Raw genomic sequence first — 18,933 nt, forward strand, 5'->3', positions numbered from 1 at the left:
GGCGAGGGAGCTTGCTCCCGCTGGGCTGCGAAGCGGCCCCAAAATCTTGGGAGCGCTGCGCACTCCAGCGGGAGCAAGCTCCCTCGCCACAGCAGCTCCCCAGCCACAGCAAGCTCCCTAGCCACAGCAGCGCCCCAGCCACAGGGCTTATATGGTCAGGGCTTAGATCGCAGCCAGGGTCGCTTTCACGTTCTGCGCCTGCGGGTCAGCCGTCTTCGCCGCTACCTGCTGCGCCTGCTGCTCTTTCACGCGCTCTGCCACTTCCTTGGAAATCGCGTCCTGCTTGTCCTGCGGCATGTTCTTAACATCATCTTCGGTCAAACCCTGTTCCTTGAGCAGTTGCTCGCGGATGCGCTCGGCCGGGCTTTTCTTCATGTAGTCGGTGAAGTCACTGCGGGCCGACGAGGTGGAGTCGGTCTTGGGCACATCGGTGGTCGACGTGGTGGCAGTGGTGGCCTGCAACTGCACGCGGGTCTTGGCGAAGGCCGCATTGATGTTGTCTGCAGTGGCGTCGGCGGCGGCCTGGGTGGTGGACACGCCGGTGGCACCCTGGACGTTTTGCGCGGCGCCGCTGTACAGCGCGCTGGCCGCGGCGTTGGCCGGGTCCATGTCGGCGCGTTTGATGCGTTGGATCGTCGACTGAGCCTGGGGATTGTTGTTGATCAGCATGATCAGGACACCTGTGGATGTGAGCGGTGCCACAGGTGGAGCAATTAGCGTGCCCAGTGGTATGGCCCCGTGTTTACGGGGCTTTTGGCCGCTACCGTCGGCAAGGCTTGGCGTGCCGACGGCCATTGTTTGCCGCTAGTGGGCAATGTTCTCCAGCGCCAGGTTGCGGGTGCGCGGGCCGAACCAACTGATGGTGATCATCACGATCAACATGCTGCTGGCGATAAACGCCAATACGCCCGGCGTGCCGAGGTGCTCGAGGATCACACCGATCAACAGGCTGCTGAACACCGTCGACAACCGGCTGAAGGAATAGCAGAACCCCACGGCTCGGGCGCGGATATTGGTAGGGAACAGTTCGCTCTGGTAGGAGTGATAACTGAAGCTCAGCCAGGCGTTGCAGAAGGTGATCATCACCCCGCAGATCACCAGCCCCACGGCGGTGGTTTGCAGGGCGAACAAACTGCCGAAGATCACTGCGCCAAGCGCCGAGCCGACGATCTGCCATTTGTTTTCAAACCGGTTGGCCACCTTCACAAACAGCAGCGGCCCCAGCGGGTAGGCGAGGGTGATGATGAAGGCGTAGCCCAGACTGTGAGTCACGCTCACACCCTGGCCCGACAGCAGAGCCGGCAACCAATTGCCGAAGCCGAAAAAGCCGATGGCCTGGAACACATGGAACACAATCAGCATCAACGCCCGGCGCCGGTACGGCGGTTGCCAGATATCGGCGAAGCGCCCTTGGCCCTGCACGCTGACGGCTTGCGGTTCCGGTTCATCCAGTGGCTTGCCGTGGTCCTTCTGGCAGCGTGCCTCCAGGTTGTCCATGATCTGCCCGGCTTCGTCGAAACGACCTTTTTGCGCGAGCCAGCGCGGTGATTCCGGCAGGCGCTTGCGCAGTTGCCAGATAAACAGCGCAAACACCGCACTGCTCAGCACCACCCAGCGCCAGCCGGAAACCCCGAACGGCGCCTGGGGCACCAGCCACCACGACATCAGCGCCACCGCCGGCACCGACAGGAACTGGATGAAAAACGCAAAGGCAAACGCCGAACTGCGCATGCGCTTGGGCACCAGTTCCGAGAGGTAGGCGTCGATGGTCACCAACTCGATGCCCAGGCCGATGCCTACCAGGAAGCGCATGCAGATGATCCCCAAGGCTGAGGTCTGGATGCCCATCAACACGGTGGCGACGGTGTACCAGATCAACGCAAAGGTGAAGATCGCCCGGCGCCCGTAGCGGTCGGCAATCGGGCTGAGCAGGCTGGCGCCGAGGAACAGGCCGAGGAAGGTCGCCGAGGCAAAGGCCGCCTGGTCGGAGAAGCCGAATACGCCTTGGCTGCCGGTGTGGAAAATCCCGTCGCTGATCAAACCGGGGCTGATGTAGGCGGTCTGGAACAGGTCGTACAGCTCGAAAAAACCGCCAATCGACAGCAGCGCCACCAGGCGCCACACAGTGGCGACGGCGGGCAGCCGGTCGATGCGCGCGCTGATGTGGGCGGCGCGGATCGGGTCGATGCCGTCTGCGGTAGAAGGGGAAGACATGGGCAGAAAACTCAGTAAGTGATCGGGATCTCGAATTCCTGGAACGCATCATCCACCGGTTGGTAACCCAGCACACGGGTGGTTTCGCTGAGGTCCAGGCGTTTGAAGCGGTTATTGGAAATGCCGTGGGCGATCAGGTGTTTCACCCCGACGGTTTCCACCGAGCGTTGCAGCAACTGCACGGCGTCCCGCGGGCTGAGCCAGGCGCTGAGGTCGCGAGCGTTGTTAAGGTCGTGGGTTTCGGGGAATTCGAACGCACCAATGCGCAGGGCAATCGTGGAAAGCGGGGTTTTCGCGGCGTAAAAACCGCACAGGGCTTCGCCGTAGCATTTGCTCACGCCGTACAGGTTGGCGGGCAGTACGGGCATGCCGGGGGTGATTTGGCGGTCGACCGGGTAGCCTTCGATGGTTTGCGCACTGCTGGCGAACACCAGGCGTTTTACCCCGGCGGCCACGGCGGCTTCGAACAGGTAGGTGGTGGCCAGGATGTTGTTGGGCAGCAACTCGTCGAAGGTGGCGCTGGCGTGGGGGATGCCGGACAGGTGCACGATCACGTCAATGCCGTCGAGCAGGGCGGCGAGGGTGGTTTTGTCGCTCAGGTTGGCGTGTACGAAGCGGTGTTCGCCCAGGGCAAAGTCTGGTTCGATGCGGTCGGTGAGGGTGAAGCGGTAGCGGTCTTTCGAGGCTTCGAAAAACGTCTTGCCGATGCGACCGCAGGCGCCGGTGAGCAGTACGTTGAGTCCTTTCATTTTTTATCCTTAGTTGTGACCATCAAGGGCGAAGGTCTGGAAGCCGGGGCGTTGGCTGAGGCGTTCGTAGTAAGTGCTGACAGCAGGGTAGGACGAATGCTCCATGGGTGTCATCCGCCAGCGGTGTACCGACAGGCCGATCAGGATATCGGCCAGGGTGAAATCTTTACCGGCCACGTAGGCGCCGGTCTTGATCAGTTGCTGTTCCAGCAGGCCCATCTTGTCGTTCCAGCCTTTTACGCCGGCTTTGATGCGCTGCGGGTCCTGGTAGTCCGGGTTTTTGCGCACCAGGGCGTGGAAGGCATAGCCCCAGGACGGGTTGAGCTCGGTGGCTTGCCAGTCCATCCACTGCTCGACCCTGGCCCGGGCGGCGGGTTCGGCGGGCAGCAGGTCGTGGCGCTGGTGCAGGCCTGCGAGGTAGCGGCAGATGGTGTTGGATTCCCACAGTACGCCATTGGCATCGATCAGTACCGGGACTTGGGCGTTGGGGTTCAGGGCCAGGAATTCGGGGGACTGGGTGGGGGTGAAGCCGATGCCCCAGTCTTCGCGGTCGTAGGGGATATCCAGTTCCTGGCAGGTCCACAGGACTTTTCGCACGTTGATGGAAGAAGTGCGACCCAGGATTTTCAGCGAATGGCCCATGGTGCTTTCCTGACGAGGGTGAGAAGGCAGGGGGCAATTTAGCAGGGGTATGGAGCGACGACGATTAAAAATGTGGGAGCTGGCTTGCCTGCGATAGCATCACCTCGGTATGGCTGATACACCGAGGTGCCTGCATCGCAGGCAAGCCAGCTCCCACATTGACCGCGTCCGGGCCCTTAGCAGCGCGGTGATTCCTGGTCCATCAGCTTGCCCATCAGCAATACACCCAACTCACTCAACTGGTGAATCGCCAATGCCGTGTCGCGGTCTTTGCCGGTGAGTTCATCAGACAGGTCGAGCAATAACGTGCTGACCGAGGAAAACGTCTCGTAGCTGTTGACGATCAGGCTTTCGCTGCTGACGTCGGTGCGGACAGTAAATAAGGCGGGGGGATTTGGAGTTGCTTTGTACATAGGTGAGTTCTCCAACTGGGCTACCACCTGATCGCTACTAAACGAAAGGGTGGCGGCTGCACGCAGGTTAGTAGACCGGTAGACCCTCACAAAACCCGGCGCGCCACGAGGGCGCCCTGCGCACAGCCACCATCAAGCACAGACAGGTAAGTCCGACAGATGAAGCTCATGCACATTTGTGAGGGGGTACTCAGGCTACTAAACCCGATCACTGAGAAATTCAGCGACCGAGCAACCTTAGAGAGCCCCACACAGGCGCACAAGCCGGCGGATTCTGACGTACCTGTAGGCAATGGAACAAGGCGCTGCCATCAACATCAGTCACTTCCTACAGCTACCGCCTAGGTGCTCTCGCGCACCTTCAGCTCAAACCCCATGTCCACCACCGGCCGGGCGATCTTGTTGCCCGCCATCACCGTCAACAAATGCTCCGCCGCACGCCGGCCAATAGCTTCACGCGGCGTACTGATGCTGCTTAAACGCGGCACCATGAACGAGGAAGAGGGCAGGTCGTTGAAGCCCAGCACCGAGATCTGCTCCGGTATCTTGATGCCATGACGCAGCGCTTCCAGCAACGCGCCCTGAGCCAGGTCGTCGTTACCAAAGAAGATCGCGTCCACGTCCGGATGGCTGGCCAGCAGTTGCAGGAACAACTCGCCGCCCAGGCCCAGCGACGATGGCCGTGGCGTCAGCACTTCCAGTGCCGGGTCGTACAAGCCTGCCTGTTGCAACGCCCGACGAAAGCCTTCACCGCGTAACAACGTGCGCTGGTCCAGTTGCGCACCGATGTAGGCCAGGCGCTTGCGACCCCGTGAGATAAGATGCGCCGCCGCCGTTTCCCCGGCGTTCAACTGCGAAAAGCCTACGCAGTTCAGTCCGGCATTCGGGTCCAGATCCATCATGTACACACACGGCACATTGCTCGATTCCACCATGCGCCGGGCACTTTCCGTACGGTCAAACCCGGTCAGCAGCAAACCCCGTGGCTGATAGGCCATGTAGTTGCGCAGCAGGTCTTCTTCTTCATCGCGGGAATAATGGGTGTTGCCGATCAGCACTTCGAAGCCCTTGGGCCGCAGCACCTGGTGGATGGCTTCCAGGGTTTCGATAAACAAAAGGTTGGACAGCGACGGCACCAGCACCACCACCGACTGGCTCTGGGCCGACGCCAGGGCACGGGCGGCCGGGTTGACCACGTAGCTCAGTTCGGCGGCAGCTTTTTGCACTTTTTCCACCAGTTCGGTGGCCACGGTGCTGATGCCGCGCAAGGCCCGGGAGGCGGTAATCGGGCTTACGCCGGCCAGGCGCGCGACTTCATTGAGGGTAGGGCGGCCCGTGGTGCGGGTATTTTTATCGTTCTTGGGAGTCATCAGGCGGCTTGCCAAACAAAAATCGAGGCACTAAGGTAGCGCTGTCTCCAAGACCCTGCAAATTCTTGAACGTCGGGATGCCTGTTCCCGTTCAAACCTTTGGAGCAGATGCACGCGTCACTCCATAAAAATGACAAGACGGCGCGGGAAAAGCCTGTTTTTGCACTAGCCTTACAGCGTGCAAAGGTAGCGCTATCTGCGTCTTGAGGTGTTTCATGAGTCAACCTGTTACTGCCCTCGTGATCATGGGTGTTTCCGGCTGTGGCAAGTCCAGCGTCAGCGAGGCCTTGTGCCTGCTGAACGGCGCCACTGCCATCGAAGGCGACAGCTTTCACCCCGCCGCGAACATCGAGAAGATGAGTGCCGGCCATCCCCTTAACGACGACGACCGCGCCGGCTGGCTCGACATCCTGTGCGATGAACTGCGCCGCTCGCTCAAAGCCGGTGAGCATCCGGTGCTCACCTGTTCGGCCCTGAAGAAGAAATACCGCGACCACCTGCGCGAAGCCGCGCCGGGCCTGGGGTTTGTGTTTCTGGAGCTGACCCGCGAAGTCGCCGCCGACCGTGTGTCCCATCGCCCCGGCCATTTCATGCCGGCAAGCCTGATCGACAGCCAGTTCGCCACCCTTGAATCGCCGGTGGGCGAGCCGTTGACCCTGGCCCTCAACGCCAGCGTAGACAGCGTCGAAGAGTTGGCCGAGCAAACCAATGCCTGGTGGCTCGAACACGGCTTTGAACCAACCCAATAATTTTTTGCCGGACAAGATAGCGCTGTCCGCCTGCACTGAATTGTTTACCCGCTTTAATAACAACAACAAACAGGAGAGACCCCCATGTTTGGCTTGTCCCACGATACCTACCTGCTACTCGATGCAGTGGTCACCATTATCGGCCTGATCGTGTTGATCACCCGGTTCAAAGTCCACCCGTTCCTGGCGCTGATCATCGCCGCTGGCTTCCTCGGCCTGACCTCGGGCATGCCCGTGGACAAGATCATCAAGGCCTTCCAGGACGGCTTTGGCGGGGTGCTCGGCTTTGTCGGGATTATCCTCGCGCTGGGTACGATGCTCGGCAAGATGATGGCCGATTCCGGCGGTGCCGATCAGATCGCCCAAACCCTGGTGCGGGCCTTCGGCAAGGAGAAGGTGCAGTGGGCCATGATGTTCGCCGCGTTCCTGGTGGGCATTCCGCTGTTCTTCGAGATTGGTTTCGTACTGCTGATCCCGCTGGTGTTTATCGTGGCGCGCCGCACCGGCGTGTCGCTGATCAAGATCGGCATCCCGCTGCTGGCCGGCCTGTCGGCAGTGCACGGCCTGGTGCCACCGCACCCGGGCCCGTTGCTGGCGATCGGCGTGTTCGGTGCCGACATCGGCAAGACCATTCTCTACGGCCTGATTGTCGCGCTGCCTACAGCTATCATCGCCGGCCCGCTCTACGGTTCGTTTATCGCCAAGTACATCCCGGGCAACCCGTCCCAAGAGCTGGTGGACCAACTGGCCAGTGAGCAGCCGGAGTCCAAGACCCTGCCGAGCTTCAGCATCACCCTGATCACCGTGCTGCTGCCGGTGTTCCTGATGCTGCTGAAAACCTTTGCCGACGTCGCCCTGCCGGACGGCCACGTGATCCGCAACTGGATGGACATGATCGGTCACCCGATCACCGCCTTGCTGCTGGCCTTGCTGCTGTCGCTGTACACCTTTGGCCATCGCCAGGGCATCGGTTCCAAGCAAATTCTCAAGCTGCTCGACGCCAGCCTGGCGCCGACTGCGGCGATCATCCTGATCATCGGTGCCGGTGGTGGTTTCAAGCAGATGCTGGTGACCAGCGGCGTGGGTGATGTGATCGGCCATATGGCGGTGACCGCGCAGATCAACCCGATCCTGCTGGCCTGGCTGGTGGCGGCGGTGATTCGTGTGGCCACTGGCTCCGCGACCGTGGCGACCATTACCGGCGCCGGCATTGTGGTGCCGGTGGTGGGGATGATTCCTGGCGTGAACCGCGAGTTGCTCGTATTGGCGACGGGGGCGGGCTCGTTGGTGCTGTCTCACGTCAACGATGCGGGGTTCTGGCTGGTGAAGCAGTACTTCAACATGACCGTGGCCGAGACGTTCAAGACCTGGACGGCGATGGAGACCATCCTGTCGGTGGTGGCGTTGGGCTTTATCATGTTGCTGTCGCTGGTGGTCTAACAGGCACACCGCAAAACAAATGTGGGAGCTGGCTTGCCTGCGATGGCGATGGTGAATTCAACACCGCTATCGCAGGCAAGCCAGCTCCCACATTGATTGGGTTCCGGCAGTTGGATCGGGTCAGGCGTCAGCTTTCTTGACCAGCCCATCCGCCCGGAACATCGCCCGGATGCCCCGCACTGCCTGGCGAATCCGGTCCTGGTTTTCGATCAGCGCAAATCGCACATGGTCGTCGCCATATTCACCAAAGCCAATCCCCGGCGACACACACACCTTCGCCTCAAGCAGCAACTTCTTGGCAAACTCCAGCGACCCCATCGCGGCATACGCCTCGGGGATCTTCGCCCAGACGTACATCGACGCCTTCGGGTTCTCGACCATCCAGCCCAACTCATGCAGGCCTTTGACCAGTACGTTACGCCGCTGGCGGTACTGCTCGGCAATGTCTTTCACGCACTGCTGATCGCCTTCCAGCGCGGCAATCGCCGCCACTTGCAGCGGGGTGAAGGTGCCGTAGTCGTGGTAACTCTTGATCCGCGCCAGGGCGTTGACCAGTTCCGGGTTGCCCACCATGAAACCAATGCGCCAGCCGGCCATGTTGTAGCTCTTGGACAGGGTGAAAAACTCCACCGCAATGTCCTTGGCGCCCGGCACCTGCATGATCGAGGGGGCTTTCCAGCCGTCGTAGACGATGTCGGCGTAGGCCAGGTCATGCACCACCAGCACGTCGTACTGCTTGGCCAGGGCGATCACCCGTTCGAAGAAGTCCAGCTCCACGCACTGCGCGGTGGGGTTGGACGGGAAACCGAGGATCATCATCTTCGGCTTGGGAATCGAGCCACGGATGGCGCGTTCCAGTTCAGCGAAGAAATCCACGCCGGGAATCAGCGGCACCGAACGCACCTGGGCGCCGGCAATCACGGCACCGTAGATGTGAATCGGGTAGCTGGGGTTGGGCACCAGCACCGTGTCGCCCTGGTCCAGGGTGGCCAGCATCAAGTGCGCCAGGCCTTCCTTGGAACCGATGGTCACGATGGCTTCGGTTTCCGGGTCGATGTCCACTTCGTAGCGGTCTTTGTACCAGCGGGAAATCGCCCGGCGCAGCCGCGGGATGCCTTTGGAAGTGGAGTAACCGTGGGTGTCTTCACGCTGGGCGACGGTGACCATTTTTTCCACGATGTGCGGTGGAGTGGCGCCGTCGGGGTTACCCATGCTCAAGTCGATGATGTCTTCGCCGCGCCGACGCGCAGCCATCTTCAGCTCGGCAGTGATATTGAAAACGTAAGGGGGGAGTCGGTCTATGCGCGCAAAGCGGCGCGGCGAACTTGGTTCGGCCATTGTTGCCTCGAAATACGTAAGCGCCCGGAACCGTCCGAGCGACGTCGGCCACTGCGGTGGCCTGCGGGGCAGACAATACGGTCGATGATGGCCAATTGTCCAGATGCTGCTGTAAAAATTTCTGCTTGGAGTACGGCCGGGATATGCCCCTATACTCGACGCGGGTTTGTTCCCTCATAAGAAGGAGACTGTTCAGATGGATCAACAGACAAAACTGCCGTTACAGCCGCGCATGGAAGAGGGCAAGGCCCTGGTGATCGCGGGTGTGCAAGGGCGTTACTCGAAAGCCACGATTGGCGATATTCCCAAGTTATGGGAGTTGTTTGACAGCTGCTTCAGAGAGATCAAGACGCGCGTGGGCGGCGTGACTTACGGCGTGTGCTACAACGCCAGGCACGATGAATTCGACTACCTGGCCGGCGTTGAAGTCCCGACCAAGGGCGATGTGCCGAGCAACTTCCAGTCGATTGAAATACCCGCCCATCGCTATGCCGTGTTCCCGCACTACGGCCCGGTGCAGGCGCTGGCGCAGACCTACGAATGCATCATGTTCGAGTGGCTGCCGGGTTCAGGGTACAAGGTGGTCGGGGCTGATTTTGAGCGTTACAGCGCCGACTTCGATGTGGATAAGGGCACGGGGTCGGTGGAAATCTGGATTCCGATCGAAGCCGAGTCCGCCTGATCCCACTGCTGGCAGGAGCGAGCACGTTCGCTCCTGCAACAGCTCCTCAATACAGCGTGGCCTTGACCCGCTCCGGCATTTCCCGGTCATAGGCTTCGGCGTCAAATGCACCTTGGGCTGCACGCCAGAAATCCCTGCTCGCAGGATGTATCGGTCCACCAAGTCGGCAAAAAGATCTTCCGCCCCGTCCCAGGCGAGAATTTCGTCGAGGTTTTCTCCCGTCGACGGAGCGCCGTTGCGCTGAATCAACTCATTGACTTGGTCCGAGGAAACGAAGACCCGGCCGATAGGCGCACTGCTACCGGACAATGCCAGCAGTAGCATAGGGTCTACCCTGACTGTCTTGGCGAGGCGATTGCGAAGCTGTTCCAGCACGAAGCCTTCTGGCAGGTTCATCTGGAAGATCGGGTGCAACTCTCGTCGGCGGTATTCATCCGCGCGAACGGGCATTACCAGGCTGAGTGCGCTATGAGGCGGCGCGTTATCGCCGTAGCGGAAAAGATAGTCGCCAGCACTGGTGAATACGCTGCCGCTGGCACCCTGAGGGGTATGAACTTGAAGCTTCGGGCTATTCATTAAACAAGTCCTCCACTTCTTCCAGTGTCGGCATGGCGGCAGGTACCAGCTTTACTTCACTGCCCAAGGCGGCAATCACGCGAGCGTAGGCGTGCATGGAGACCGTCGGGCTGCCCTGCTCGATTTCAATCAGTTTTTGCCGAGTGACGCCCGCTAAACGGGCCAATTCCGCTTGTTTATAGCCTCGATTGAGCCGCATCGTGCGCAATTGGCTGCCGATTCTTTTGATGATGACAGAAGGGTCCATGTCTCGTAACCATTACATATGCATTAATAAGTTATGTATACGTTACATTTTGACGTTGTCAAGATTCTTGAGTCCAAATACCCACGCCAATCGGCGCTCATACCCAATCCGCCCCTTATACGCCTCCCCGCTGTCCACCCAGCCCTGCTGCAGATACAACCCCATCGCCGCCACATTGTCCGTATCCACCGACAGCTCCAGCGCCTTGATCTGCGGCCAGACCAGGCGCGCGGCGGCGGGCAGGGCTTGCAGGCAGGCTTTGCCGAATCCCAGGCCTTGTTGATGGCGGTCGACTTGCAGGGCGTGAAGGGTGGCGCTGTGTTCATCGGCCCAGTGGGGCAGGCAGGGCGGGCGTTTGAGCAGCAGGAAGGCCACGGGAATCTCGTCGGCGAGGAGCGCAAAGCCCGCCACGCCAGGACTCGGATTGACCAGCAGGGTGTTCAGCGCACAGTAGATATCGCCGGAAAACGCCAGTTGTTCGGGATGCACTTCCAGGGCGTTGAGTTGCTGTTGTTGCAGGGCAGTCAACGTCTCATAGGGAACGAGGCGGGTTTCCATCGGCGTAGCATCCGAAATCCTACAAAGAAGCGCGGATTCTAGCGGGTTTGCGGTGTGCACAATTATTTTTCGCGGGACTGTCGATTAGCCGATATCCCATTCGACCAAGGGTGTCTTCAGTGATTTTTCCCAAGAGGAGTATCGCCATGAATGCCCAGGTTAAAACCGATATCAGCCGTTTGATCGAACAATGGCAGCAAGCCGTGATGGCCAAGGATATCGAGCGTATTGTCAGCTTCTACGCCGATGATGTCGTCTCGTTCGACGCCGTTGGCGCCCTGCAATTCAAAGGCAAGGCCGCCTACCGCGCCCATTGGGAGGCGTGCATGAAGGTGTGCCCCGGCCCCGGTATTTTCGAGTTTCATGAACTGCATATCGTGCCGGCCGCCGAGAGTGCGTTTGCCTTCTGGCTGGCCCGTTGCGGCGGCGCCGGGCCGGACGGGGTGGTGAAAGCGTGCTGGATGCGGGTGACCGCCGGCTACCAGCGCATCAACGGCCAATGGCAGGTGGTGCATGAACACTGGTCGGCGCCGTTCGACATGCTCACCGGCACCACCTTGTTCGAGCTGGAACCCTGATCGCCGGGGACTATAGTTGAGTGTCCGAAAACGGAGAATCCCATGAAATACCTCTGCCTGATCTATAGCAACGAGCAGGTGCTGCACGACTCGCCAGACAGCCCCAAGGACCCGGAGTGTTTCGCCTATGCCGAGTCCGTGATGGCCAGCGGGCGCATGCTCGCCGCCGAGCCCCTGGAGTCGGTGACCACCGCCACTACGGTGCGCATGCGCAACGGCAAGCTGTCGATCACCGACGGGCCGTTTGCCGAAACCAAGGAGCAGCTCGCCGGGTTTTACCTGATTGAAGCCCGTGACTTGAATGAAGCGATCCAGGTGGCCGGCGGCATACCGGCTGCCCGGGTCGGCAGTGTGGAAGTACGCCCCGTGCGTGAATTGAATCTCTGATCACAACAATAAAACTCAGGAGGTTTCCCATGAGCAATCAACCCAGACCCGCCGAATTTGAACTGTCTATCAGCCGCTTGATCGATGCCCCTCGCAGCCGTGTGTTCCGCGCCTGGACCGAGCCTGCGTTGTTGCAGCAATGGTGGGGCCCGCACGGCATGACCACGCCCGAGTGCGAAATGGACTTATGGGTGGGTGGGCAGTTTCGTACGCTGATGCGCGCGCCCGACGGCAGCGAGTACCCGACGCAAGGTGTGTTTCTCGAAATTACCGCACCCAGTCGGCTGGTGTTTACCGACGCCTTCACGCCTGGCTGGATTCCTTCGGGCCAGCCGTTCATGACCGCCGAAGTGACCTTTGAAGACGTCGACGGCAAGACCCTCTACACCGCCCGCGCCATGCACTGGAGCGCCGAAACCAAGCAGGCCCACGAAGCCATGGGCTTTCACGAAGGCTGGGGCCAGAGCCTGGACCGCCTGGTGACGCTGGTGACCGAAGGCCTGCGCGATTGACGGTTCAAGCCCGGGTAGAAGCGGTTTATCGCAGCGAATCGCGGCGCATCCTGGCGACCCTGATTCGCTTGCTTGGCGATTTCGACCTCGCCGAAGAAGCCTTGCACGAGGCGTTCTTCGTCGCGGTCGAACGCTGGGAGCAGGACGGCGTGCCCGACAATCCCCGGGCCTGGCTGGTCTCCACCGGGCGCTTCAAGGCGATTGACCGTTTACGTCGCCAGGCGCGTTTTACCCCGTTGTTGCAGGCGCAGGCCGATGCGCTGGAAGCCGCCGACTGGAGCGTTGAAGACGTGGAAGATGACCGCCTGCGCCTGATCTTCACCTGCTGCCACCCGGCACTGGCGGCGGACGCCCAGGCTGCGCTGACCTTGCGTGAGATCTGCGACCTCACCACCGAAGAAATCGCCCGGGCGTTTCTCGCCACGCCGGCCACCATCGCCCAGCGCATCGTGCGGGCCAAGGGCAAGATCCGTGAAGCGAAAATCCCCTATCAAGTGCCCGCCCTGGCGGAGTTGCCCGAGCGCCTGGACAGCGTGCTGCGGGTGATTTACCTGGTGTTCAACGAAGGGTATTCGGCGTCCATGGGCGCTGATTTGACCCGTGAAGACCTCACCCGCGAAGCGATTCGCCTGGGCCGCTTGCTGATGGAGTTGTTACCGGAGCCGGAAGTGATGGGCTTGCTGGCGTTGATGCTGCTCCACGAATCCCGGCGCCCGGCGCGCACCTCGGCCGGCGGTGAGCTGGTGCTGTTGGATGAGCAGGACCGTTCGCTGTGGGACGCTTCGTTGATCGCTGAAGGATGTTCCCTGGTGGAAAAATCCCTGACCTCTCGGCGTTTCGGGCCCTACAGCCTGCAGGCGGCGATTGCGGCGGTGCATGCTGAAGCCGTGAGCGCTGCTGAGACCGATTGGCCGCAGATTGTCGGGCTTTACGACGTGCTGTTAAGGGCGATGCCGTCGCCGGTGATCGAGCTGAATCGCGCGGTGGCGGTTGCGATGCGCGATGGGGCGCAGGCGGGATTGCAGTTGGTGGACGGGATACTGGCGCGGGGGGAGTTGGTGGACTATCACCTGGCGTACTCGGCGCGGGGTGAATTCTGTCGGCGGTTGGGGCGGGTGGACGAGGCGCGGCTGGCCTTTGAGCGGGCGCTGGCATTGACCCGGCAAGCGCCCGAACAGCGCTTCATCGAGCGGCGCCTGGCCGAACTCAAATAGCCTGTAGGAGCTGGCTTGCCAGCGATAGCGGTGGGTCAGCCATACATCTGTTGCTGATACAACGCTATCGCAGGCAAGCCAGCTCCTACAGTGGATTTGTGTCGTCTGGCTTGGCTTCTTACGGCTGCTGACGCGTCGCCGCCAACACGATCTCGCGAATGCACACATGCTGCGGTTGCTGGTAGGCATAGGCAATCGCCGAGGCCACATCATCCGCGCTCAGCACAGTGCCGCCCATGTCCTGTTTCCAAGCCTGGTAGCCGGTCTTGATCGCTTCATCAGTGGTGTGGCTCAGCAGTTCGGTTTCCACCGCGCCCGGGGCAATGGTGATCACGCGCACATTGTGCGGCGACAATTCTTCCCGCAGGTTTTCCGAAATCCCATGCACCGCAAACTTGGTGCCCACATACGCAACGTGGTTGGGGAAGGTCTTGCGCCCGGCCACCGAGCTGACGTTGATGATGGTGCCGCCCTTGCGCTCGACCATGCTGGCGGCCACCGCATGAATACCGTTCAGCAGGCCTTTCACGTTGACGTCGAGCATCTGGTCCCACTGTGCTGGGTCCTGTTCGCTGACGGCGCCCAGCAGCATCACGCCGGCATTGTTGATCAGCGCGTCAGCCGGGCCGTACTGGGCTTCAGCTTCTTTCACCGCCGCCACCAGCGCGGCGCGGTCGGTGATGTCGACGCCACGACTCAAGGTGTTCGGCAGCTCCAGGGCATTCAGCCGGTCGATGCGACGGGCCAGCAGCAACAGCGGGTGGCCGGCGGCCGACAGCAAGCGCGCGGTGGCTTCGCCAATACCCGAACTGGCGCCGGTGATGATGATCAATGGCTTGCTCATGGTGGAACTCCTGAAATAAGAAAAACAAATAACTGAACGTGGGCCGCAGTATATTTAGCCCTTGGTTGGCTGAAAAATGCCTTATTCCTCTGTCTGTTATCGGTATTAACTATGGATGTGCGTCATCTCAAGGCGTTTCTCGCGGTGTTCGAAGAGCGCAATATCACCGCCGCCGCCCAGCGCCTGTTCATTAGCCAGCCGACGTTGTCGGTGACCATCAAGCAACTGGAAGAACAGTTGGGCGTGGCGCTGTTTCTGCGCCAGCCCCGCGGGGTTGAGGTGAGTGATGAAGCGCGGGTGCTATACCCGCAGGCGCGGCGCATGGTGGCCGAGGCCGATGCATTGAGCCGGCTGTTTCGCGGGCGCGAAAATCGCATCGCCCTGGAGTTGGGGGTGGAAGGCGACATTGCCGACAGCCAGATCGAAACCTTCCTGCGCATGGCGCACCAGGGCCTGCCCGGTTTGCTGCTGACCTTGCAGGAAGGCTGCGAAGGCGAAGGGCGCCTGGCGGTGGAGGAAATGTGCTGCGAGGACGAATTGTTCCTGCCGCTTTGGGAAGAGTCCTACGTCATGGCACTGCCGGTTGCGCACCCGATGGCGGCGGGTGGAAAAGACCAGGCGTGGGCGCCGATTGAAGACTGGATCACCTGCCCGCAGCATGATTCCCACCAGCGCCTGATGGCGTTGTATGGCCGTTCGCCCCAGGCGGTGGCCGGGCATGCGGGTTCGTTGACCCAGGCGCTGCACATGGTGGCGGCCGGCGTGGGCGTGGCGATGTTGCCGCAGTCGCTGGCAGCGGAACGGGCCGGGGTAGTGATTCGCCCCTGGCACCTGCCGGCACCGACGCGCCGGGTGGGGTTGTGTTTTGCCGCCCAGGCTCTGGAGTTGCCGGCGTTGCGGGCGCTGCATGAATATTTCCAGAACAACCGCCCGCCGCAGATTGCAGCGGCCTGACAACGCCTTTGAATGCACCGCCAATCCAATGTGGGAGCTGGCTTGCCTGCGATAGCGGTGGTGACTGACACACCGCTATCGCAGGCAAGCCAGCTCCCACATTGGATCTTCATTGTTCCGAACAGGGTGGTCCGGCGTTATTCCAGCATCTTGCCCAGCAACCAACTGCCCGCCGGGCCCGGCGGGTGCTGGCGTGACCACAACGCATCCACCGCCACCGACCTTGGCCAGCCCCGGGCCTTGATTTCACACAGGTGGCCGCCGCCAAACCGCTCCACCAACCAGCGTGGCAGCGGTGCCCAGCCGAAGCCCAACTGCGCCATTTCCATCAGCATCAGGTAACTCGGCGCCGACCACACACGGCCCAGCCCACGGGTTTCATTTGGGTTGATGATGCTCGCCAGGCGCAGTTCGCGGTGTTTTTCCAGGGTCTGCTGGTCGATGTCCGCAAGGTTCGCCAGTGGATGTTTGGGTGAGACAAACAGCGCAATTTCCGTACGCTCTTCCACGGCGGTGCTGGTGAGGTCCGGCGGGTAGACTTCCTGCATCTCGATAAACGCAATCTGCGCCCGGCCGCTTTGTACCAGGGCGATCAAGTCTTCGCATTCGGCGATCAGGCATTCCAGTTCCAGGTCCGGGTAGCGCTGCTCGAACGCGCTGAGGGCGGTTTCGAAGCGGTCCGACTGATAGGTATCGGACATGGCGATACTCAGCTTGGGCTCCAACCCCTGGGACAACTGGCTGGCCGCCAACTCCAGGCGGCTGCTGGCCTCCAGCACCTGCTCGGCGCGTTGCAGCAGCACGTGCCCGGCCGGGGTCAGTGTCGGCTTGCGACTGCTGCGATCAAACAGCACCACGTCCAGGTCAATCTCCAGGCTGGCCACCGCCGCGCTGACGGTGGACTGGCTCTTGCCCAATTTGCGCGCCGCCGCTGAAAACGAACCCTGGGTCGCCGCCTGCACAAACGCCTGAAGCACTTCATGGGAGGCCATGACTATCGCCTTGATCGATGGTTATTGGTTATGAAGTATCGACTCAAGGGGTAATGATGGCAACCATCGTCACTCACGGAGAACGGGGCATGACACCCACCAAGTCGATTACTGAACGCGTTTGGCAGGCCATTGGTTTTGAAGGCCTGGCCTTGTTGATCTGTACGCCGCTGCTGGCGTGGATCATGGATAAACCGGCCCTGGAGATGGGCATGGTGACCTTGGCCATCAGCCTTATGGCGCTGGCCTGGAACGTGATTTTCAACGGCCTGTTCGACCGTCTCAAGGCGCGCCTGCAACTGTCCGGCGGGGTGTGGACCCGCGTGCTGCATGCGTTGATGTTTGAAGGCGGCCTGGTGGCAATCTGCGTACCCTTGATTGCCTGGTGGCTGAACATCAGCCTGATGCAGGCGTTTATCCTCGACATCGGCGTGCTGCTGTTTTTCCTGCCGTACACCTATGTGTATCACTGGGCGTATGACGCGGTGCGGGAGCGGATCCTGCAGAAACGCGAGGCGAAACAACTCGCCTAAACAAACCCGGGTAAACAACTTGCGTAGCAGCTGTCGAGCCTGGGCGAGGCTGCGTCGGGAGCGACTCGGTTCTGAGCCAGCCATCGGGATCGGCGGCGCGGCCTACGCAGCCTCGCCTGGGCTCGACAGCTGCTACGGGGGGGGAAGTCAGGTGAGTTTTAACGCGCTGACAAAATCGAGGAACGCCCGCACCTTGGCCGCCGGCAAATGCCGCGACGGGTAGAAGGCATACAACGGGAAGCGCTCGTCGGGCCAGTCGGGAAACAGCTCGACCAGCGCGCCGGATTCGAGCGCAGGCATAAGCCCCAGGTCGAGCATCTGCGCCACTGCATGCCCGTGTTCGCACACGCTGTACAAGGTCCCGGCATCGTTGACCACCAGCCGCCCGCTGGTGGCGACGTTGATCTGTTCCCCGGGCCGGTGGAATTCCCAGCCAAACGGTCGGCCGGTCTGGGAGTCGCGAAAGTCGATGCATACGTGCTGGCCGTCTTCCAGGTCCAGCGGGTGTGAAGGGCGGCCATGGCGCTCGAGATAGGCCGGCGAGGCCAGGGTCAGCACCCGCACTTCCATCAGCTGGCGGGCGATCAATGAGGAGGATTGCGGAATGCCAAAACGAATCGCCAGGTCAAAGCCATCCGCCACCAGGTCCCCGAGTTGATCCCGGGTGTGCAGGTCCAGCTGCAGCTGCGGGTATTGACTCATGAATTCACCGAGCACCGGCCCCAGCACCAGCCGCGAAAAGTACGGGTCGATATTGACCCGTAGCCGTCCGCGCACGGTCAGGGCGCTGTCGGCCGCGGAGCTGGCGGCCTCTTCCAGGCCGGCCAGCAGCGGGGCGATTTGCTGGTAGAAACGCCGGCCCTCGTCGGTCAGTTGCACCGAGCGGGTGGTACGGTCGAACAGGCGAATCCCCAGGCGTTTTTCCAACCGCGAAATCGCCCGGCTGACCCCCGAAGGCGTCATCTCCAGGCTGTCGGCGGCGCGGGCAAAGCTGCCGCTGTCGACCACGGCGGCCAGTACGCCCATGCCACCGGCCAGTCCTGGATCAAAACTCATGGGTGATTGCCTGTCAGGTATCCGAAAGCATTGATGCTAGCGGAGAATCCGAGCCCGTTACAGAAACATCCCGCCCGACGCCTCGACCCGCTGCCCGGTGATCCAGTTGCTGCCATCGGCCAGCAGGGTGGAGATCGCCCCGCCAATGTCATCCGGCAAGCCTGCGCGACCCAGGGCAGTGTTGTTGGCAACCATGGCGTTCACGTCCGGGTTGTCGCGCACCGCGCCGCCGCTGAAGTCGGTGGCAATGGCGCCGGGAGCCAGGGTGTTGACGGTGATGCCACGGGCGCCCAATTCCTTGGCCTGGTAGCGGGTCAGCACTTCCACCGCGCCTTTCATCGAAGCGTAGGCCGAGTATCCCGGCAGGCTGAAGCGCGCCAGGCCGCTGGAGATGTTGATGATGCGGCCACCGTCGCTGATCAGCGGCAGCAGTTTCTGGGTCAGGAAAAACGGGCCCTTGAAGTGGATCGCTACCAGTTGGTCGAACTGCGCTTCGGTGGTTTCGGCGAAGCTGGCGTGGGCGCCGATCCCGGCGTTGTTGATCAGGAAGTTGAAGTGCGCCTGGGCGAACACTTCCTGCAATACCGAACCGACCTGGGTGATGAAGGCATCGAAGGTCGAACTCTGGCTGACATCCAGTTGCAGCATCGCGGCCTTGCCGCCCAGCGCCTCGACTTGGGCGACCACCGCCTGGGCTTCGTCCGCCGCGCTGTGGTACGTGCCGATGATGTCGACGCCTTGTGCCGCCAGGTGCAGCGCAGCGCTTTTGCCCAGGCCGCGGCTGGCGCCGGTGATCAGTGCGATTTTACGGGTCATGGTTGAGTCCTCGGAGCGTGTGAGTGTTCGTGGGACTGAGTGTATTTGTCCGCCCATAACGTGATAAAC

The 18,933-nt window shown here is 61.4% G+C and carries 22 protein-coding genes and 1 pseudogene; 9 read left to right on the top strand and 14 right to left on the bottom strand.

Annotated features, from left to right (window positions below; translation table 11 throughout):
• Nucleotides 1-162: 162 nt before the first annotated feature.
• The 6 genes from M2400_RS17005 to M2400_RS17030 form a co-directional block, all read right to left on the bottom strand.
• Nucleotides 163-669, bottom strand: coding sequence for a hypothetical protein (locus M2400_RS17005; RefSeq protein ID WP_177042839.1), 507 nt, complete (start codon nucleotides 667-669; stop codon nucleotides 163-165).
• Nucleotides 670-804: 135 nt separating this feature from the next.
• On the bottom strand, nucleotides 805-2,214 hold the full coding sequence (locus tag M2400_RS17010; RefSeq protein ID WP_259200683.1) for an MFS transporter: 1,410 nt from the start codon (nucleotides 2,212-2,214) through the stop codon (nucleotides 805-807).
• An 11-nt stretch (nucleotides 2,215-2,225) separates the two neighbouring features.
• A complete protein-coding gene (locus M2400_RS17015) occupies nucleotides 2,226-2,963 on the bottom strand; it encodes an NAD(P)-dependent oxidoreductase (RefSeq protein ID WP_259200679.1) in 738 nt (245 codons plus the stop codon).
• A gap of 9 nt (nucleotides 2,964-2,972) precedes the next feature.
• Nucleotides 2,973-3,605: a glutathione S-transferase family protein gene (locus tag M2400_RS17020; RefSeq protein WP_177042842.1), complete on the bottom strand. Its 633-nt coding sequence runs from the start codon at nucleotides 3,603-3,605 to the stop codon at nucleotides 2,973-2,975.
• Nucleotides 3,606-3,781: 176 nt separating this feature from the next.
• A complete protein-coding gene (locus M2400_RS17025) occupies nucleotides 3,782-4,018 on the bottom strand; it encodes a DUF6124 family protein (RefSeq protein WP_177078648.1) in 237 nt (78 codons plus the stop codon).
• 341 nt (nucleotides 4,019-4,359) lie between these two features.
• Nucleotides 4,360-5,391 (bottom strand): LacI family DNA-binding transcriptional regulator, encoded by a 1,032-nt coding sequence (locus M2400_RS17030; RefSeq protein ID WP_177043103.1) that lies wholly within the window; start codon nucleotides 5,389-5,391, stop codon nucleotides 4,360-4,362.
• A 212-nt stretch (nucleotides 5,392-5,603) separates the two neighbouring features.
• Here M2400_RS17030 and M2400_RS17035 point away from each other — a divergent pair, with 212 nt between their 5' ends.
• Together M2400_RS17035 and M2400_RS17040 are read left to right on the top strand one after the other, a co-directional pair.
• Nucleotides 5,604-6,137: a gluconokinase gene (locus M2400_RS17035; RefSeq protein WP_177042844.1), complete on the top strand. Its 534-nt coding sequence runs from the start codon at nucleotides 5,604-5,606 to the stop codon at nucleotides 6,135-6,137.
• 84 nt (nucleotides 6,138-6,221) lie between these two features.
• Complete coding sequence (locus tag M2400_RS17040) at nucleotides 6,222-7,577, top strand: GntP family permease (protein ID WP_177042845.1); 1,356 nt, start codon at nucleotides 6,222-6,224, stop codon at nucleotides 7,575-7,577.
• Nucleotides 7,578-7,697: 120 nt separating this feature from the next.
• Here M2400_RS17040 and alaC read toward each other — a convergent pair whose 3' ends face one another.
• Nucleotides 7,698-8,915, bottom strand: coding sequence for an alanine transaminase (gene alaC / locus M2400_RS17045; protein WP_017475951.1), 1,218 nt, complete (start codon nucleotides 8,913-8,915; stop codon nucleotides 7,698-7,700).
• Between the two features lie 196 nt (nucleotides 8,916-9,111).
• Between alaC and M2400_RS17050 the strand changes: the two genes are divergently transcribed.
• Nucleotides 9,112-9,597 carry a GyrI-like domain-containing protein gene (locus M2400_RS17050; RefSeq protein WP_259200664.1) on the top strand — a complete coding sequence of 162 codons (486 nt, stop codon included), beginning with the start codon at nucleotides 9,112-9,114 and terminating at the stop codon, nucleotides 9,595-9,597.
• Nucleotides 9,598-9,705: 108 nt separating this feature from the next.
• On the opposite strand, the pseudogene M2400_RS17055 reads toward M2400_RS17050, so the two are convergent.
• From M2400_RS17055 to M2400_RS17065, 3 genes and pseudogenes are all read right to left on the bottom strand, one after another.
• A pseudogene (locus M2400_RS17055) lies at nucleotides 9,706-10,173 on the bottom strand (HipA N-terminal domain-containing protein); the annotation flags it as partial.
• On the bottom strand, nucleotides 10,166-10,420 hold the full coding sequence (locus M2400_RS17060) for a helix-turn-helix domain-containing protein (protein WP_259200662.1): 255 nt from the start codon (nucleotides 10,418-10,420) through the stop codon (nucleotides 10,166-10,168). The pseudogene M2400_RS17055 and the gene M2400_RS17060, both read right to left, overlap by 8 nt.
• 42 nt (nucleotides 10,421-10,462) lie before the next feature.
• Entirely contained in the window at nucleotides 10,463-10,978 is a 516-nt protein-coding gene (locus M2400_RS17065) for an N-acetyltransferase (protein ID WP_177113759.1), read from the bottom strand.
• Nucleotides 10,979-11,124: 146 nt separating this feature from the next.
• Here M2400_RS17065 and M2400_RS17070 point away from each other — a divergent pair, with 146 nt between their 5' ends.
• From M2400_RS17070 to M2400_RS17085, 4 genes are read left to right on the top strand one after another with little or no spacing between them, the layout of a single operon-like run.
• A complete protein-coding gene (locus M2400_RS17070) occupies nucleotides 11,125-11,556 on the top strand; it encodes a nuclear transport factor 2 family protein (protein ID WP_259200649.1) in 432 nt (143 codons plus the stop codon).
• A 42-nt stretch (nucleotides 11,557-11,598) separates the two neighbouring features.
• Nucleotides 11,599-11,943 (top strand): YciI family protein, encoded by a 345-nt coding sequence (locus M2400_RS17075; protein WP_177042853.1) that lies wholly within the window; start codon nucleotides 11,599-11,601, stop codon nucleotides 11,941-11,943.
• A gap of 29 nt (nucleotides 11,944-11,972) precedes the next feature.
• On the top strand, nucleotides 11,973-12,455 hold the full coding sequence (locus tag M2400_RS17080; RefSeq protein ID WP_177042854.1) for an SRPBCC family protein: 483 nt from the start codon (nucleotides 11,973-11,975) through the stop codon (nucleotides 12,453-12,455).
• Nucleotides 12,452-13,669: an RNA polymerase sigma factor gene (locus M2400_RS17085; protein WP_259200647.1), complete on the top strand. Its 1,218-nt coding sequence runs from the start codon at nucleotides 12,452-12,454 to the stop codon at nucleotides 13,667-13,669. Before M2400_RS17080 ends, M2400_RS17085 begins: the two co-directional genes overlap by 4 nt.
• A 118-nt stretch (nucleotides 13,670-13,787) precedes the next feature.
• On the opposite strand, the gene M2400_RS17090 is transcribed toward M2400_RS17085, so the two are convergent.
• Nucleotides 13,788-14,513 (bottom strand): SDR family oxidoreductase, encoded by a 726-nt coding sequence (locus tag M2400_RS17090; RefSeq protein WP_177113753.1) that lies wholly within the window; start codon nucleotides 14,511-14,513, stop codon nucleotides 13,788-13,790.
• A 111-nt stretch (nucleotides 14,514-14,624) separates the two neighbouring features.
• Here M2400_RS17090 and M2400_RS17095 point away from each other — a divergent pair, with 111 nt between their 5' ends.
• Nucleotides 14,625-15,467: a LysR family transcriptional regulator gene (locus M2400_RS17095; RefSeq protein ID WP_259200645.1), complete on the top strand. Its 843-nt coding sequence runs from the start codon at nucleotides 14,625-14,627 to the stop codon at nucleotides 15,465-15,467.
• 137 nt (nucleotides 15,468-15,604) lie between these two features.
• Here the strand turns inward: M2400_RS17095 and M2400_RS17100 are convergent, their stop codons facing one another.
• Nucleotides 15,605-16,459 carry a LysR family transcriptional regulator gene (locus M2400_RS17100; RefSeq protein WP_177042858.1) on the bottom strand — a complete coding sequence of 285 codons (855 nt, stop codon included), beginning with the start codon at nucleotides 16,457-16,459 and terminating at the stop codon, nucleotides 15,605-15,607.
• 89 nt (nucleotides 16,460-16,548) lie between these two features.
• Here M2400_RS17100 and M2400_RS17105 point away from each other — a divergent pair, with 89 nt between their 5' ends.
• Nucleotides 16,549-16,992, top strand: a complete 444-nt coding sequence (locus M2400_RS17105; protein ID WP_259200642.1) for a multidrug/biocide efflux PACE transporter — start codon at nucleotides 16,549-16,551, stop codon at nucleotides 16,990-16,992.
• 147 nt (nucleotides 16,993-17,139) lie between these two features.
• Here the strand turns inward: M2400_RS17105 and M2400_RS17110 are convergent, their stop codons facing one another.
• Nucleotides 17,140-18,048 (bottom strand): LysR family transcriptional regulator, encoded by a 909-nt coding sequence (locus tag M2400_RS17110; protein WP_177042860.1) that lies wholly within the window; start codon nucleotides 18,046-18,048, stop codon nucleotides 17,140-17,142.
• 57 nt (nucleotides 18,049-18,105) lie between these two features.
• Entirely contained in the window at nucleotides 18,106-18,864 is a 759-nt protein-coding gene (locus M2400_RS17115; RefSeq protein WP_177042861.1) for an SDR family NAD(P)-dependent oxidoreductase, read from the bottom strand.
• Nucleotides 18,865-18,933: the final 69 nt, after the last annotated feature.

Source organism: Pseudomonas sp. BIGb0558 (assembly GCF_024807515.1).
GTDB lineage: Bacteria > Pseudomonadota > Gammaproteobacteria > Pseudomonadales > Pseudomonadaceae > Aquipseudomonas > Aquipseudomonas yamanorum_A.